Annotated in this window: 16 protein-coding genes; 10 read left to right on the top strand and 6 right to left on the bottom strand. The window is 70.9% G+C overall.

Annotated elements, in window-relative coordinates; all coding sequences use genetic code 11:
- Positions 1-71 precede the first annotated feature (71 nt).
- From ACH4UK_RS27090 to ACH4UK_RS27080, 3 genes are all read right to left on the bottom strand, one after another.
- Positions 72-320 carry a hypothetical protein gene (locus ACH4UK_RS27090; RefSeq protein ID WP_398360421.1) on the bottom strand — a complete coding sequence of 83 codons (249 nt, stop codon included), beginning with the start codon at positions 318-320 and terminating at the stop codon, positions 72-74.
- 282 nt (positions 321-602) lie between these two features.
- Positions 603-3,188 carry an ABC transporter permease gene (locus ACH4UK_RS27085; RefSeq protein WP_398360419.1) on the bottom strand — a complete coding sequence of 862 codons (2,586 nt, stop codon included), beginning with the start codon at positions 3,186-3,188 and terminating at the stop codon, positions 603-605.
- Entirely contained in the window at positions 3,185-3,973 is a 789-nt protein-coding gene (locus tag ACH4UK_RS27080) for an ABC transporter ATP-binding protein (RefSeq protein ID WP_398360417.1), read from the bottom strand. Before ACH4UK_RS27080 ends, ACH4UK_RS27085 begins: the two co-directional genes overlap by 4 nt.
- A 394-nt stretch (positions 3,974-4,367) precedes the next feature.
- On the opposite strand from ACH4UK_RS27080, the gene ACH4UK_RS27075 reads away from it, so the two are divergent.
- On the top strand, positions 4,368-5,972 hold the full coding sequence (locus ACH4UK_RS27075; protein ID WP_398360415.1) for an MFS transporter: 1,605 nt from the start codon (positions 4,368-4,370) through the stop codon (positions 5,970-5,972).
- On the opposite strand, the gene ACH4UK_RS27070 is transcribed toward ACH4UK_RS27075, so the two are convergent.
- Both ACH4UK_RS27070 and ACH4UK_RS27065 read right to left on the bottom strand, forming a co-directional pair.
- Positions 5,962-6,363, bottom strand: a complete 402-nt coding sequence (locus ACH4UK_RS27070) for a hypothetical protein (RefSeq protein WP_398360413.1) — start codon at positions 6,361-6,363, stop codon at positions 5,962-5,964. The genes ACH4UK_RS27075 and ACH4UK_RS27070 overlap by 11 nt on opposite strands.
- Before the next feature lie 55 nt (positions 6,364-6,418).
- Entirely contained in the window at positions 6,419-6,958 is a 540-nt protein-coding gene (locus ACH4UK_RS27065) for a hypothetical protein (protein WP_398360411.1), read from the bottom strand.
- Between the two features lie 116 nt (positions 6,959-7,074).
- Between ACH4UK_RS27065 and ACH4UK_RS27060 the strand changes: the two genes are divergently transcribed.
- Together ACH4UK_RS27060 and ACH4UK_RS27055 are read left to right on the top strand one after the other, a co-directional pair.
- Positions 7,075-7,368 carry an ArsR/SmtB family transcription factor gene (locus ACH4UK_RS27060; RefSeq protein WP_398360409.1) on the top strand — a complete coding sequence of 98 codons (294 nt, stop codon included), beginning with the start codon at positions 7,075-7,077 and terminating at the stop codon, positions 7,366-7,368.
- Positions 7,365-7,754, top strand: a complete 390-nt coding sequence (locus ACH4UK_RS27055) for a VOC family protein (protein WP_398360407.1) — start codon at positions 7,365-7,367, stop codon at positions 7,752-7,754. The genes ACH4UK_RS27060 and ACH4UK_RS27055 overlap by 4 nt, the downstream gene beginning before the upstream one ends.
- Positions 7,755-7,779: 25 nt before the next feature.
- Here the strand turns inward: ACH4UK_RS27055 and ACH4UK_RS27050 are convergent, their stop codons facing one another.
- Positions 7,780-8,304 (bottom strand): ATP-binding protein, encoded by a 525-nt coding sequence (locus ACH4UK_RS27050; RefSeq protein ID WP_398360405.1) that lies wholly within the window; start codon positions 8,302-8,304, stop codon positions 7,780-7,782.
- A gap of 137 nt (positions 8,305-8,441) precedes the next feature.
- Between ACH4UK_RS27050 and ACH4UK_RS27045 the strand changes: the two genes are divergently transcribed.
- The 7 genes from ACH4UK_RS27045 to ACH4UK_RS27015 all read left to right on the top strand — a co-directional run bounded on the left by ACH4UK_RS27045 (position 8,442) and on the right by ACH4UK_RS27015 (position 14,579).
- A complete protein-coding gene (locus ACH4UK_RS27045) occupies positions 8,442-9,386 on the top strand; it encodes a Scr1 family TA system antitoxin-like transcriptional regulator (RefSeq protein ID WP_398360403.1) in 945 nt (314 codons plus the stop codon).
- Positions 9,349-9,468 (top strand): DUF397 domain-containing protein, encoded by a 120-nt coding sequence (locus tag ACH4UK_RS27040; protein ID WP_398360401.1) that lies wholly within the window; start codon positions 9,349-9,351, stop codon positions 9,466-9,468. The genes ACH4UK_RS27045 and ACH4UK_RS27040 overlap by 38 nt, the downstream gene beginning before the upstream one ends.
- Before the next feature lie 503 nt (positions 9,469-9,971).
- Positions 9,972-11,840 (top strand): ATP-binding protein, encoded by a 1,869-nt coding sequence (locus ACH4UK_RS27035; protein ID WP_398360399.1) that lies wholly within the window; start codon positions 9,972-9,974, stop codon positions 11,838-11,840.
- 115 nt (positions 11,841-11,955) lie between these two features.
- A complete protein-coding gene (locus ACH4UK_RS27030; protein ID WP_398360397.1) occupies positions 11,956-12,372 on the top strand; it encodes a roadblock/LC7 domain-containing protein in 417 nt (138 codons plus the stop codon).
- The gene (locus ACH4UK_RS27025; protein ID WP_398360395.1) at positions 12,369-12,725 is read left to right on the top strand and encodes a DUF742 domain-containing protein; all 357 of its coding nucleotides are present in this window, start codon (positions 12,369-12,371) and stop codon (positions 12,723-12,725) included. The genes ACH4UK_RS27030 and ACH4UK_RS27025 overlap by 4 nt, the downstream gene beginning before the upstream one ends.
- Positions 12,706-13,320 carry a GTP-binding protein gene (locus ACH4UK_RS27020; RefSeq protein ID WP_398360394.1) on the top strand — a complete coding sequence of 205 codons (615 nt, stop codon included), beginning with the start codon at positions 12,706-12,708 and terminating at the stop codon, positions 13,318-13,320. The genes ACH4UK_RS27025 and ACH4UK_RS27020 overlap by 20 nt, the downstream gene beginning before the upstream one ends.
- Complete coding sequence (locus tag ACH4UK_RS27015) at positions 13,317-14,579, top strand: cytochrome P450 (RefSeq protein ID WP_398360392.1); 1,263 nt, start codon at positions 13,317-13,319, stop codon at positions 14,577-14,579. The genes ACH4UK_RS27020 and ACH4UK_RS27015 overlap by 4 nt, the downstream gene beginning before the upstream one ends.
- Positions 14,580-14,589: the final 10 nt, after the last annotated feature.

Below are 14,589 nucleotides of genomic sequence, written 5' to 3'. Positions count from 1 at the left end.
GGGGTGGCCTGCCGGTTCCACCGCTCCTGCCGGGCCTGTCGGTCCTGCGGGTCCTACGGGGCTGGACACGCCTAGTCCCAGCCGTTGACCAGCTTGCACGCCCGGACGGGCGCGGACTCCTGGGGCAGTCGGCCGATGAGGTCGGCCGACTCCGTACAGATCAGCCGGGCCACCTGACCGGCGGTGGGCGGGGGGCCCGCGGGGGCGGTCGCCGATGCGGCGCCGGTGGAGAGGGCGAGGGCGGCGAGGGCGATACCGGTGACGAGGGCGGCGGTTATGGCCGGGCGGCGCCGATGCTGCGCGAGCGGAGACCTGGGCACGTTTTCCCCTTCGACGGTGGCGTCGGAGCCGGGGGTCGTCCCGGCACGGACGACGATGCCAGCGGGGAACGCGCCACAAGAGAGGCCGCCGTGTCAGCTTGCTGCACGGGGGCCCGCCGCCCGGTGCAGCAAGCTGACACGGTCTGCCGTGACCGGCGGACCGGGGCGGGGAAAGGAGGCGGGGGAACGGCTCGGCCCCGGGGCGTTTGGAGGAACGCCCCGGGGCCTGCCGGTCATTCTACGGTGACGCCCTGGGGGTCACCGCTGCTGGGCGGGGTGCGCTCAGCCGTCCGCCGCGATGGCGTTCAGGACGTTCATCCGGCCGGCCCGGAAGGCCGGGACCAGAGCGGCGAACAGTCCGACGAGAGCCGAGCAGGCGAAGACCGTGAGGATCGTCGGCCACGGGATCTCCAGGACCTCGAGTCCCTCCAGCGCCAGCAGCTTCTGGGCCGCGGTGCCCCAGCCCATCCCGAGTCCGAGTCCGAGCAGCGCCCCGAAGAGGGCGATGACCACGGACTCCAGCCGGATCATGCGGCGCAGTTGGCGGCGGGAGAGCCCGATGGCGCGCATCAGGCCGATCTCGCGGGTCCGCTCGACCACGGACAGGGCGAGGGTGTTCACCACACCGAGGATCGCGACGATGATCGCCAGGGCGAGCAGGCCGTACACGATGTTCAGCAACTGGCCGATCTGGTCCTTCAGTTGCTCCTTGAAGTCGGCCTGGTTCTGCACGTTGTAGACCGGGTACTCGGCGAGCGCGGTCTTCAGGGCCGCGTACGCCTCCTTCTCCTTGCCCTCCTCGGCCTTGGCGAACATCACCACGTTCTGCGGCATCGCGTCGGCCGGGACGTAGGACGCCGCCGTCGTGAGGTTGGTGTACATCGCGCCGCGGTCGATGTTGGTGTCGTCGGAGGTGATCGCCGCGACCTCGAGCTGGGCGGTCTTCCCCGCCTTGAAGGCGACGGTGAGCGTGTCGCCGATCTTGATGCCGTGCCGCTCGGCGTAGCCGTTGCCGACGGAGATGGCGTCCTTGCCGTACGCCTTCGCGAGGTCGCCGGAGATGACGGAGCGACGGACGTCCTGCTGGTACGTCGGGTCGGCGGCGGTGATCCCCTCGTCCTCCGTCTTGCCGTTCGGGGCGGTGATCTTCGCCTTGACGAAGGTGTAGTCGGTCATGTGCTCCAGACCGGGGACGGCGCGCACGGCGTCGGCGGCCTGGGGCACGATCGGGCGGCCGGTGCCGCTGTCCTGGACGATGAAGTCCGCGCCGACCGACTTGTCGAGCTCCTCGGTGGCCGAGGCCACCATGGAGGACCCGACGACGGACAGGCAGGCCACCAGGGCGAGCCCGATCATCAGGGCGGCTCCGGTCGCTCCCGTGCGCCGGGGGTTGCGCAGGGCGTTGCGCTCGGCCAGCCGGCCGACCGGTCCGAAGAGCCGCAGGACGACGATGCTCAGGCCCCGCACCACGACACCGGCCAGGAGCGGACCGATCACGATGAAGCCGATCAGGGTCAGCAGCACGCCGAGAGCGAGGAACATCGAGCCCTCGGTGGCCTTGTCCGCCTGGGTCGTGGCCCACAGGGCCGCGCCGCCCGCCGCGGTCAGGAAGAGGCCGATTCCGGCCCTGATCCAGCCGGAGCGGCCGTCGGCCGGGGTCCCGGCGTCGCGCAGGGCGGCCATCGGGGAGACCTTGCCGGCCCGGCGGGCCGGGATGTACGCGGCGAGGACGGTGACGACGACGCCGAGCACCAGACCGATGGCCGGGGTCGTCCAGGCGACGGTGAGGTCCCTGGTGGACAGCTCCATGCCGACGGCGCCCATCAGCTTCATCAGCCCGACGGCGAGGCCGACACCGGCCGCGACGCCGAGCAGGGAGCCGACGATGCCGAGGAGGACAGCCTCCACCAGCACGGACCGGTTGACCTGCTTGCGGCTGGAGCCGATGGCCCGCATCAGGCCGATCTCACGGGTGCGCTGGGCGACCAGCATGGAGAAGGTGTTGACGATGAGGAAGATGCCGACGAGGAGGGCGATTCCGGCGAAGCCGAGCATCGCGTACTTCATGACGTCCAGGAAGGCGCCCATGGAGTCCTTGTTGGCGTCGGCGGCCTCCTGCTGGGTCTGGAGCTTGTACCCGGTCGAGCCGTCGAGGGCCGCGGCCACGTTCTTCTTGAGCTGGGTGTCGTCGACGCCGCTCGCGGCGGTGACCGAGATCTGGGTGAAGACGTCGGGTGCGCCGAGGAGCTGCTTCTGGGCGGTGGCGGTGTCGAGGTAGACGACGGCCGCGCCCGGGTTGGTGACGGTGAAGGACGCTATGCCGCTGATCTTCGCCGTGATGTCGCCGGTGGCGGCGATGGTGCGCAGCTCGTCGCCGAGCTTCAGTCCGTGCTTCTTCGCGGTGTCGGCGTCGACCATCACCTCGGTGGGGCCGCGGGGCGCGTGTCCGGAGGTGATCTCCATCGAACGCAGGTCGTTCTCGGTCCAGTTGCCCGCGATGGTCGGAGCTCCGGTCTGGGAGCCCATGTTCTTGTTCTCGCTGTTGACGACGGTGACCGCCATGGAGACGACGGCGCCCTCGGCCTTCTTCACCCCGTCGGCCTTCTCGACCTGCTGGATGAGCGAGGCGGGCAGGGAGACGGGCTTGCCGTTGTCGGGCTGCTCGTCGTTCCCGCCGGCGTTCTTCGGGCTGACGGTGACGTCGGGCGAGGTCACGGCGAAGAGCTTGTCGAAGGTGGTGTTCATCGTGTCGGTGAACACGAGCGTGCCGCAGACGAACGCGACGGAGAGCAGCACCGCCACGGCGGAGAGAGCCATCCGGCCCTTGTGCGCGAGGAAGTTGCGCATCGAGGTCTTCCAGACGGTCATGACGTCCGCCCACGTGCGTCGAAGTGCTTCATGCGGTCGAGGACCTGGTCCGCGGTCGGGTCGTACATCTCGTCGACGATGGAACCGTCGGCGAGGTAGAGCACCCGGTCCGCGTAGGAGGCGGCGACGGGGTCGTGGGTGACCATGACGATGGTCTGGCCCAGCTCGTCGACCGACTTGCGGAGGAAGGACAGGACCTCGGCCCCGGCGCGGGAGTCCAGGTTCCCGGTGGGCTCGTCACCGAAGATGATCTCCGGCCGGGCGGCGAGCGCCCTGGCGACGGCGACGCGCTGCTGCTGGCCGCCGGAGAGCTGGGTGGGGCGGTGCTTGAGACGATCGGCGAGCCCGACGGTCTCCACGACCTGCTGGAGCCAGGCGGCGTCGGGCTTGCGGCCCGCGATGTCCATCGGCAGCGTGATGTTCTCGAGCGCGTTGAGCGTCGGCAGCAGGTTGAACGCCTGGAAGATGAACCCGATGCGGTCGCGCCGGAGTTGGGTGAGCTTCTTGTCCTTGAGCTTGGTGATCTCGGTCTCGTCGAGGTAGATCTCGCCCGAGGTCACCGTGTCGAGCCCGGCCAGGCAGTGCATCAGGGTCGACTTGCCGGAGCCGGACGGGCCCATGATCGCCGTGAACTGCCCGCGGGCGATGTCCACGTCGACATGGTCGAGCGCGACGACCCGGGTCTCGCCGGTGCCGTACGCCTTCACGACCTGCCGCGCTCGCGCCGCGACGGCCGTACGCCCTCCAGTGCCCCCGTGCCTGGGAATGGTTACAGCCGTTGTCACGGTTTATCTCCTATGTCGGTCAATGACTGGACGCCATTGGGTACGGTCCGATTCTGGGTTCAGGACGGTGTCCGGCGCGATGGTGCCCAGCGCAGTCTCGAGGTGGGGTTTTCCCCACCGTCCCCCCTGCGGTACGCCGTAGCAGCGACGTAGGAACAGGTTAAGGAAACGCCCCCCGCCGCCACGTCCTCCGCCGGGAGGAACGGGCCCTGGCCCCTCTGAGGGGGCGCCCCCTAGGGGACTCGGCCCTCAGGAGGAGGCGAGGTCAGGGGCACCGTTCCCGGCGCCGTCCCCGCCCGCCGTCGCCCCTCACCGTTCCCCGGGACCCTCCCCGTCCGGTGCTCCCGGATGAGACAGTGCCTCCGGGAGATACGTGCATAGGGAAGGAAACGCGGTGAGCGGCAGGGACGGCAGGAGCGACGCGGGGACGGGCGACGCCGGGACGGGCCAGGACGGCACGACCGCGCCGCCCGCCCTCACCACCCCCCGGGGCCGTCGCCCCGTCGTGGCGGCGCTCATGCTCGGCATGGCGCTGGCCGCCATCGACGGCACGATCGTGTCCACCGCCGTCCCGCAGATCGTCGGCGACCTCGGCGGCTTCACCGTCTTCTCCTGGCTCTTCTCCGGCTATCTGCTGGCCGTCACCGTCACGCTCCCCCTCTACGGGAAGCTCTCCGACACCTTCGGCCGCAAGCCGGTCCTGATAGCCGGGATCATCCTGTTCCTGGTCGGCTCGGTCCTCTGCGCCGCGGCCTGGAACATGGCCGCGCTCATCGCCTTCCGCATCGTCCAGGGCCTGGGCGGCGGCGCGCTCCAGGGCACCGTCCAGACCATCGCGGCCGACCTCTACCCGCTGAAGGAACGCCCGCGCATCCAGGCGAAGTTGTCCACGGTGTGGGCCACCTCCGCGGTCGCGGGACCGGTGGTCGGCGGGCTGCTCGCCGGGTACGCCGACTGGCGGTGGATCTTCCTGATCAACCTCCCGGTCGGGGCCGTCGCCCTCTGGCTGGTCGTCCGCCACCTGCACGAGCGCTCCCGCCCCCGCCCCGCCGCCCGGCCCCGGGTCGACTGGGCGGGCGCGCTCGCCGTCTTCGCGACCGGCACCCTGCTGCTCACGGCGCTCGTGCAGGGCGGCGTCGCCTGGCCCTGGCTCTCGGCGCCCTCGCTCGGACTGTTCGGGGTGAGCGCGGTCCTGGCGGTGCTCACCGTCGTGATCGAACGGCGGGCGGCGGAGCCGATCATCCCGGGCTGGGTCTGGCAGCGGCGGACCATCGCCTCGGTCAACCTGGCGCTCGGCGCGATGGGTCTGCTGATGGTCGCGCCGACCGTCTTCCTGCCGACGTACGCCCAGTCGGTGCTGGGTCTCGGCCCGATCGCCGCCGGGTTCGTGCTCTCCGTGATGACGCTGAGCTGGCCCGTCTCGGCGGCCCTGTCCGACCGGGTCTACAACCGCATCGGCTTCCGGCGGACCGCGATCATCGGCATGAGCGCCGCCCTGCTGATCCTGCTGGCCTTCCCCCTCCTGCCCTACCCCGGCGAGCCCTGGCACCCCGCCCTCCTCATGCTGCTGCTCGGCGCGGCCCTGGGCCTCTTCCAACTCCCCCTGATCGTGGGCGTCCAGTCGACGGTCGGCTGGGCGGAGCGCGGTACGACGACGGCGTCCGTCCTCTTCTGCCGCCAGGTCGGCCAGAGCATCGGCGCGGCGCTCTTCGGAGCCGTCGCCAACGGCGTCCTGGCCGCCCGCCTCCTCGACGCCCCGGTGGCCGGCCTCCCCGACGACCTGGACGCGGTGACCCGCGCCCTGGAGGACCCGGGCACGCTCTCCGCGGCGGCGACGGACTACCTGCGGCGGGCGGTGGACGCCGCGGTGGACCACGTCTACATCGGGGCCGCCGGAGCCGCGGCCCTCGCCCTGCTCGCCCTGATCACCCTCGCCCCGCGCCGCTTCCCGGTCATCGCCGAGCCCGCCGCCGAGAAGGACGGGGCGGCTACCACTTGACCTGGTGGAACTCCATCGTGCCGAAGGTCGTGAAGTCCATCGCGTAGCTCCACAACGCGTACCGCCGCTGATCGTTACGGCGATAGGTCCTGCCGAAACCGTTGTCGAGCGTCTCGGTCCAGCCGTCGCCCTGTCCGTAGTGCGCGAACAGCCGTTCGTTGCGCCGCGATGCGTCCTGTCCGGACTCCGCCGGGGTCTGGTAGATCACCTCGTGCAGCCGGCCGCCCCAGCGGGTGAGGAGCAGCCGGCCGCCGTCGACCGCGTAGGCGTCCACGACCGCGTCGGGAGCCTTCCCGTGAGGGACCGACGATACGAGTTCACCGGGGACCCGGACTTCGTCGGCGGCGCACAGCAGCTCCAGCAGCGGCAGATGATCGGTGAGGCAGTCCATGAGGGAGCACCCTAGGGCCTGTCCGGCGGGCACACGGTCCGGGTGCGGCCGGGCTTCAGGACCGTTGCGGCCAGTCCTGCTTCCCGATCTTCAGTGCTCGCGCCCGCTCCCCGCCGTTCTCCGGGCGGATCCGCTCGGCCAGACAGTGCCGGTGGGAGACGATGGTGTGGCTTCCCGGGCCGTCGTGACTCCGCGAGTCCAGGACGAGGGCGTCTCTCCCCGGGCCCAGCGTCGTCCGCTCTCCGCAGAAGTCGCAACTCCAGGTCAGTGCTTCCAGGTCGGCGGGCCGGATGCTGAGCCGCACCGACACCGGTGGATACCAGCGACTGATCTGTTGGATCACCGCATCGACCTGTGAACCGACGGCGGGAAAGAGCGCGAGGAGCTCGTCGTAGCCGAGTGTGGGCTGGGAGAACTGCTGGATCATGTCGATGGAGGCCGACAGACGGGCGTTCTCGTAGCCGATGATCTGCACGATGACGCCCCACGGGTGATGGCTGAGGACCTCGGCCCGAACCCGCTGGCCGGGCATCAGCGCCAGACTCTCCGTCTCGAACCGCTCCGTCTCGAACCGCTCCGTCTCGAACCGCTCCATGAACCGCTCCCCCGTCCCCGGGCCCGGCAGACCGCGCTGCCCGGCAGGACGCCATCGTAGGGAACCGGCAGGACCCCGCCTTGATAGGCAAGTCGCTACTTGCCTATCGTGGGGGCATGGCGGAAGATGTCTTCAAGGCCCTGGCCGACCCCACCCGGCGACGCATCCTCGACGAGCTGGCGGAGCGGAACGGCCAGACCCTGTTCGAGATATGCGCACGGCTGGTGACCCGACACGGGCTCGGCCTGTCCCGGCAGGCGGTCAGCCAGCACCTGGCCGTCCTGGAGGGGGCGGGCCTGGTGCTCACGCGCCGCCAGGGCCGCTACAAGTTCCACGACCTGAACACCGAACCCCTCGAGCACATCGTCAGCCGATGGCTCAGGCCGAAGGCACCGGAGAGCACCCCATGAGGATCAACCTGACCAGCGTCTTCGTCGACGACCAGGCCAAGGCCCTGCACTTCTACACGGACGTCCTGGGCTTCGAGAAGAAGCACGACGTCCCGCTCGGCGGCGAGGACCGCTGGCTCACCGTGGTCTCGCCGGAGGACCCCGAAGGCACCGAACTGCTCCTGGAGCCCGACAAGCACCCCGCCGTGAAGCCGTACACGACGGCCCTGGTCGAGGACGGCATCCCGGCCACGGCCTTCGCGGTGGACGACGTCCGGGCGGAGTTCGAGCGGCTGAGCAGGCTCGGAGTCCGGTTCACCCAGGAGCCGGTGGAGATGGGCCCCGTCACCACCGCCGTCCTGGACGACACCTGCGGCAACCTGATCCAGATCATGCAGAGCTCCTGACCCCGCGCGGGCCGGTCAACCGCCCCTAGGAGCAGGCGGCGGGCCGCTCGGCCGTCACCTCCGCCCACACCGTCTTCCCGATCGGGTTCCGGGGCTCCCACCCCCACCGCGACGCCAGGCACTCCACCAGGAACAGGCCGCGCCCCGACTCCTGATCGTCCGGCGGCAGCACCGGATCTTCGGGCGTCCGGCCGAGCACGGCGTCCGAGACCTCGATACGGAAGCGGCTCGCGGGCCCTTCGTAGTCCACCCGCACATGGAAGTTCCGCCCCCGGAGCCGCCCGTGGCACACCGCGTTGGCGGCCAGCTCCGCCACCACCAGGGCAACCGAGCACGACGCGTCCGTCATCGGCCCGAACCCCCAGTACCCCAGCTGCCGCACCACCGTGCGACGGGCGAGCCGTGCTCCCCGGGGCGTCGAGGGGAACTGCCGCGACAGGCTCCCGTAGCCGTTGGACGTCAGCCCGAAGCGGCGCGGGAGGGGCGGGGCCTCTTCCCGTCGGGCGGCCTCCGTCGCCGCGGGCGTCTTCTTGCCGGTCATGCCGACCATCCGTTCACTCGACTCCTCTCACGTCACCCACACGTGCGGGTTCCGTGACGTTCCGTATTCAAGAGTCGGCCGCGCGTCCTAGCCTCGGAAGGTGACAGCGCCTTACCTCGCAGGCCGTAAGAATCGGAAGTAGCCCCATGGCCAAAGCAATTGACCCGCAGTCCTCCATGGCGGCCCTCTTCGGGTCACGCCTGCGCAAGCTCCGCATCGCGGCCGGACTCACCCAGGCCGAGGTGGGCTCGCTCGCGCACGTGGTCAGCAGCCGGATCGCCCAACTGGAGCGCGCGACCGGGGCGAAGCCCACGCTTGAGTTGACCCGGGCCCTGGACAAGGAGCTGGTGGCGGACGACTTACTGATCGACCTCTGGCCGTACGTGTACCGGGAGGCGTTCCCGGACTGGTCGCGGGCGTTCATCGCGTACTCCGTCCGCGCGGCGGTGATCCGTCAGTACGCCTCGCACGCCGTGCCCGGTCTGCTGCAAACACCGCAGTACGCGCGGGCGTTGCTGAGCATGGGCCACACGCTGCGGGACGACGAGCACCTGGAGGAACGTCTCGCGGCCCGGCTCGACCGACAGGTGCGGCTGACCGGCCCGGACCGGCCGGAGCTGTGGATCATCCTCGACGAGGCCGTGCTCCGGCGTCCGGTCGGTGGAGCGGCGGTGATGCGCGGCCAGTTGGAGAAGCTGCTCAGGATGGCGGAGGAGCCCAACGTCACGATCCAGGTGCTGCCGTTCGACCAAGGCGCGCACGGCTCGTTGGGCGGTTCCCTCACCGTGCTGGTGATGCCGGACGGCACCGAGGTCGCTTACACGGAGGGCGCGCACTACGGCCAGTTGACCGAGGAACCGGACGAGGTCGAACGGTTCGTTCTCACTTACGATCAGCTCAGGGCGATGGCACTGCCGCCGCTGATGTCACTCGCCTTGATCCGATCCGTACTGGAGGCCGATTACCGTGCAGCAAGCGTCCCGTCCCGATCTGACCGCCGCCGCCTGGCGCAGCAGCAGCTACAGCAACCAGGAGGGCGGCGACTGCGTACAGGTGGCGGACGGATTCCCCGGCGTCGTCCCCGTCCGTGACAGCAAGAACCCCACCGGCCCCGCCCTCGTCCTCCCGGCCGCCGCCTGGACCGCGTTCCTCGCCGGAGTCGTCGTCCGCTGACGCGTGCCCGGCCGCTCTTTGCCGGGCTTGAACCGACGCCGTCCCGTTTACTGGTGTCATCGCACCTTTACCGGTGCCATCCCGGATTTACCGGCGCTGCCGACCCGCTCGAACGATCCGGCCAAGTTTTTCGGATTGACTGAAAAGAATCCTCCGCACGGGTCATTCCAGCCCCCCGGCCCGCGCCGCCGTCGACTGACGAGCGAAATGCGTCCACCCGGGTCCCGATCCCCGCAGACCGGGTCCACCGTGGCGCCTGCCATCGCGAGGCGGCATCTCGCGAATACCACAACAGCCTTGGCCTGCCGACCACTTCTCGACAAAATCACTCTGCCTACGGACTATGCCGCTCACCGGATGATCCGGCGCATCAGGATGTCTACGATGAGGTCGCTCCTTGAGAGGAAGCGCGGTTTCCGCTTCCTCCGATTTCACCAAGGTGATCTGCACCTTCTCGGAGCGGCCGCATACCTTCCGCTCGGTAGAACTGAGGGACCGCATCCATGCCAAAACCCGTACCAGCCAGTCAGCGGCGGCCGAAGAACGCATCGAAGGCGGCGATAGCACCGCTTGTGGCCGTGTTGTCGGTGAGTGCCCTCGCCGGAGTCGCGGCCGTGGCCCTGGCCCCTTCGGCGGCGCGTGACTGGGCGGTGGTGGTGGTCCTCACCGCCTGGGTGGTCCTGGCCGTCACCCTCGCCGCCTCCCACCGCCTCACCCGGCGGGCGCAGCGCACGGCCTCGGCGCAGACGGCGGAGGCCACCCGCCTCAAGGCCTCGCTGGCCGCTCTCGAAACGGACACGGCGCACACCGCCGACGTGGCGCTGCCCGCGCTGATCAGACTGGTACGCGGCGGCTGGAAGGCCGCCGACGCCCTCGGCCAGATCCCGTTGCCGCGCAGCCCGCGACAGCGCACGCTGCTGCACGTCCTGGCGACCACGGTCGAGGAGCAGGAGCAGCAGACCGCCTCGCTGCGGACCGCGAGCACGCGCTTCCGCGAGGAGAGCGAAGCGGAGACCGCGCGGCTGCGCGAGGAGCTGCACGCGGTGACCTCCGAGGTGGAGCGCTTCACCCACGAAACGCTGCCGAGCGTCACCGCCAGGCTCCGTGAAGGCGAGTCCGGCGCCACGGTGCGGGCCGAGGTGGGCCTGCCCGAACTGCCGCTCCTGCGCACCCCGGTCGAGGCGGTGCTCCGGGAGCTCGCGCTCAGCGAACGCCGGGCCCTCGCGGCCACCACCGCGTCGGCCAAGGCGCTCAGCCGGGTCCAGGCGAAGTCCGTCAGCATGCTCGCCGACCTGCGCAGCATGCAGGAACGTCACGGCGAAGAAGTGTTCGGAGATCTGCTGAAGCTGGACCACAGCACCTCCCAGCTCGGCCTGATGACGGACCGGCTGGCGCTGCTGATGGGCGGCCGGCCGAGCCGTTCCTGGAACCGTCCGATCGTCATGGAGAGCATCCTGCGGGGCGCGGTCGGCCGCATCGCCGCCTACCAGCGCGTCCGGCTGCACTGCTCGTCCACCGTCTCCATCTCCGGCTTCGCCGCCGAGGGCGTCATGCACCTGCTCGCCGAACTGATGGACAACGCGGCCAACTTCTCGCCGCCCATCGACGAGGTGCAGGTCTACGTCGAGGAACGCGGCACCGGCATCGTTGTCACCATCGAGGACAGCGGTCTGAAGATGGCCGACGCGGCGATGCGGCGGGCGGCGGACTCCGTGGCCGGCCGGCTGACCGACCTCGCGACCCTGCAGGGCACCCGGCTCGGCCTCGCCGTGGTGGGCAGGCTCGCCCTCAAGCACCGGATCAGCGTCAACTACCGCCCCTCCTCACGCGGTGGCACCGGCGTGGTCGTCCTGCTGCCACGGCATCTGATCGCGCAGGAGCCGCGCGAGAGCCACGCGACTCCGGCCCGCCGGACCGTCCCCGCGCCCGCCGCCCCGTCCCCGGCGCCCGCCGCCGCGGCACCGCCCGCCGCCCCGTCACCCGCGCCCGCGCCCGCGCCCGCGGCACAGCCTTCCGCGCCCGTCGCCGCGGCGCCGCCCACCGCGCCCCTGACGCCCACCGCCCCCGTGCCGCCCTCCGCGCAGGAGGCCGCCGCGCCACCGCCGGCCCCGCTCCGGCCGGCGGCGAGCTCCACCCCCGGCGGCCTGCCCGTCCGCACCCCCGGCCGCACCATGGGAGAGGCCGAGCGCGGCCGCCACCGGGCCACGCCCGCGCCCGGCTCCCCGGCGGAACCGCGCGGCAACACGCCACGGTCCTCGCCGCCCCGCAGCGCGGGCCAGCAGTTCGGCGCCTTCCAGCGCGGCCGGCTGCCCCAGCAGGGCAAGGACGGAGAACCGGACAGCGGGACCGTACCGCCGTCCACCGCGCCGTAGTCCGGAACCCCCCACCCGCAGGGTGTCCGGACCCCCGGACGCGCTCGCTCGAACATCCGAGATTGGAGGTACGGGCCGTCGGCCGCTCCCCGGCACCACGGTCCCGTCACTCATCATGCAGACCACAGACAACAGCCTCACCTGGCTCCTGCAGAGGCTGCTCGAGCAGACCCCCGGCACCCGGCACGCCCTGGCCCTGTCACGCGACGGGCTCAAGCTCTGCTGGACCGAGAACCTCATGCTCGACCAGGCCGACCAGCTGGCGGCCATCTGCTCGGGCATGCAGGCGCTGGCGCAGGGCGCCTCCATCGAGTTCGGCGACAGCTCCGGAGGCGTCCGGCACTCGATGACCGAGTTCCACGGGGGCCTGCTCTTCATCGTCGAGGCCGGCGAAGGCGCGCATCTGGCCGTCGTCGCCACCGAGGAGGCCGACCCGAGCGTGGTGGGCCACCAGATGACGGAGATGGTCGAGCAGATCGGCGAACACCTGCGCGCCGCGCCACGCGGCACCGCACCGGGGAGCGCGTCATGACCCGCCGGCCCGTCGACACCGGAGCCCCGGACCGGCTCTACACCGTCACCGGGGGCCGCAGCCGCTCCGCCGACTCCTTCGACCTGGTGACCCTCGTGGTCAGCGAGTGCCGGCCCACCGCCGGCATGCAGTCGGAGCACGCGCAGATCCTCGACCTGTGCCGCCACCCGACCGCCCTCGTCGAGATCGCCGCCGAGCTCTCGCTTCCGGTGACCGTGGTGCGCATCCTGCTCGACGACCTCCACGCCATGGGCCGTATCACCGCCCGCCACCCCCGCGCGGCCGCCTCCCCGACCTCGCTTCCCGACTCCGAGCTGCTGAAGGAGGTGCTCCATGGACTACGCAAGCTATGAGCTGCCCGCCCAGCGCACTCCGCTGACCGACGCGGCGGAAACCGGGCTGAAGATAGTCGTCGTCGGAGGGTTCGGCGTCGGCAAGACCACCCTCGTCCGCTCGGTGAGCGAGATCCGGCCGCTGAACACCGAAGAGGTCATGACCCAGGCCGGCGTCGGCGTCGACGAGACGGACGGCGTCGACGCCAAGACGACCACCACGGTCGCCTTCGACTTCGGACGCATCAGCCTCAGCGAGCGCATCGTGCTCTACCTGTTCGGCGCCCCGGGCCAGGAGCGCTTCTGGTTCCTGTGGGACCGGCTGTTCTCCGGCACGCTCGGCGCCGTGGTCCTCGTGGACACGCGCCGGATGGACGACTCCTGGTACGCGATCGACCGGCTGGAACACCACGGCACCCCGTTCGTGGTGGCGGTCAACCGCTTCGACGACGACCTCGCCCACTCCCTCGACGAGATCCGTCAGGCCCTGGCGCTGCCCGCGCACATCCCGATGATCGACTGCGATGCCCGGGTCCGGCAGTCCAGCAAGAACGTACTGATCACGCTCGTCGACCATCTGCGCACGATGGCCATCGCCCGGGAGGCGACACCATGAGCACCTCCAGCCCGTCCTTCGGTCTCCACGCCCCCTCCGGCTGCCCGGTCGGCTCCGATGCGGTGCGCCTGTCCGGGGCCTCCTACCAGCAGACGCCCACCGAGCTCTACCGCTCGCTGCGGCGGGAGCACGGCGCGGTCGCGCCGGTCCTGCTCGACGGTGACGTTCCGGCCTGGCTGGTGCTCGGCTACTCCGAACTGTCCTATGTCACCGCGCACGACGAGCTGTTCGCGCGGGACTCGCGACGCTGGAACCAGTGGGAGACCATTCCGCCGGACTGGCCGCTGCTTCCGTTCGTCGGATACCAGCCGTCGGTGCTCTTCACGGAGGGCGACGAGCACCGGCGCCGGGCCGGCGTCATCACCGAAGCGCTGGAAGGCATCGACCAGTTCGAGCTGGCCCGCGACTGCCGGCGCATCGCCGACCGGCTCATCGCGGGCTTCGCCGGAAGCGGCCGTACGGAGCTGATGAGCAGCTACGTCCACGCCCTGCCGATGCGGGCCGTGGTCCAGATGTGCGGCATGCCGGTGTCGGGTGCGGACACCCAGCAGCTGGTGGAAGACCTGCGCATCTCGCTCGACGCCAACGAGGGGGACGATCCGGTGGCGGCCTACGGCCGCGTCGGCGACCGGCTGCGTCAACTGGTCCAGGACAAGCGGGCGGCCCCCGGGGCCGACGTCACCTCCCGCATGGTGACGCACGAGGCGGGCCTGACGGACGAGGAGATCGTCCAGGACCTGATCTCGGTGATCGCCGCGGCCCAGCAGCCCACCGCGAACTGGATCTGCAACACGCTGCGGCTGCTGCTGACGGACGAACGCTTCGCGGTGAACGTCTCCGGCGGCAGGCTCAGCGTCGGCGAGGCCCTCAACGAGGTGCTGTGGCTGGACACGCCGACCCAGAACTTCATCGGCCGCTGGGCCGTACGGGACACCCAGCTCGGCGGCCGGCACATCCGGGCCGGCGACTGCCTGGTCCTGGGAATCGCCGCGGCCAACACCGACCCGGAGATCTGGCCGGATTCGTACGTCGGCGCGGAGAACTCCGCGCATCTGTCGTTCAGCAGCGGCGAACACCGCTGCCCCTATCCCGCACCGCTGCTGGCCGACGTGATGGCCCGTACGGCGGTGGAGACGCTGCTGGAACAACTGCCGGACCTGATGCTGGCGGTCGAGCCCGCGGAGCTCGCCTGGCGTCCTTCGATCTGGATGCGCGGACTGGCCGAGCTGCCGGTCCGGTTCAGCCCGGTGGAGCAGTAGCCGTGTGAGC

Origin of the sequence: Streptomyces sp. NPDC020884 (assembly GCF_044333935.1) — a bacterium.
Taxonomy (GTDB): Bacteria; Actinomycetota; Actinomycetes; order Streptomycetales; family Streptomycetaceae; genus Streptomyces.
This window is presented reverse-complemented; position numbering and strand designations above follow the sequence as displayed.

Coding starts and splice junctions, on each gene's coding strand:
- ACH4UK_RS27085 (WP_398360419.1), bottom strand. CDS start 3,188: ATGACCGTCTGGAAGACCTCGATGCGCAACTTCCTCGCGCACAAGGGC.
- ACH4UK_RS27070 (WP_398360413.1), bottom strand. CDS start 6,363: ATGGACTGCCTCACCGATCATCTGCCGCTGCTGGAGCTGCTGTGCGCC.
- ACH4UK_RS27065 (WP_398360411.1), bottom strand. CDS start 6,958: ATGGAGCGGTTCGAGACGGAGCGGTTCGAGACGGAGCGGTTCGAGACG.
- ACH4UK_RS27060 (WP_398360409.1), top strand. CDS start 7,075: ATGGCGGAAGATGTCTTCAAGGCCCTGGCCGACCCCACCCGGCGACGC.
- ACH4UK_RS27055 (WP_398360407.1), top strand. CDS start 7,365: ATGAGGATCAACCTGACCAGCGTCTTCGTCGACGACCAGGCCAAGGCC.
- ACH4UK_RS27050 (WP_398360405.1), bottom strand. CDS start 8,304: ATGGTCGGCATGACCGGCAAGAAGACGCCCGCGGCGACGGAGGCCGCC.
- ACH4UK_RS27045 (WP_398360403.1), top strand. CDS start 8,442: ATGGCCAAAGCAATTGACCCGCAGTCCTCCATGGCGGCCCTCTTCGGG.
- ACH4UK_RS27035 (WP_398360399.1), top strand. CDS start 9,972: ATGCCAAAACCCGTACCAGCCAGTCAGCGGCGGCCGAAGAACGCATCG.
- ACH4UK_RS27030 (WP_398360397.1), top strand. CDS start 11,956: ATGCAGACCACAGACAACAGCCTCACCTGGCTCCTGCAGAGGCTGCTC.
- ACH4UK_RS27025 (WP_398360395.1), top strand. CDS start 12,369: ATGACCCGCCGGCCCGTCGACACCGGAGCCCCGGACCGGCTCTACACC.
- ACH4UK_RS27020 (WP_398360394.1), top strand. CDS start 12,706: ATGGACTACGCAAGCTATGAGCTGCCCGCCCAGCGCACTCCGCTGACC.
- ACH4UK_RS27015 (WP_398360392.1), top strand. CDS start 13,317: ATGAGCACCTCCAGCCCGTCCTTCGGTCTCCACGCCCCCTCCGGCTGC.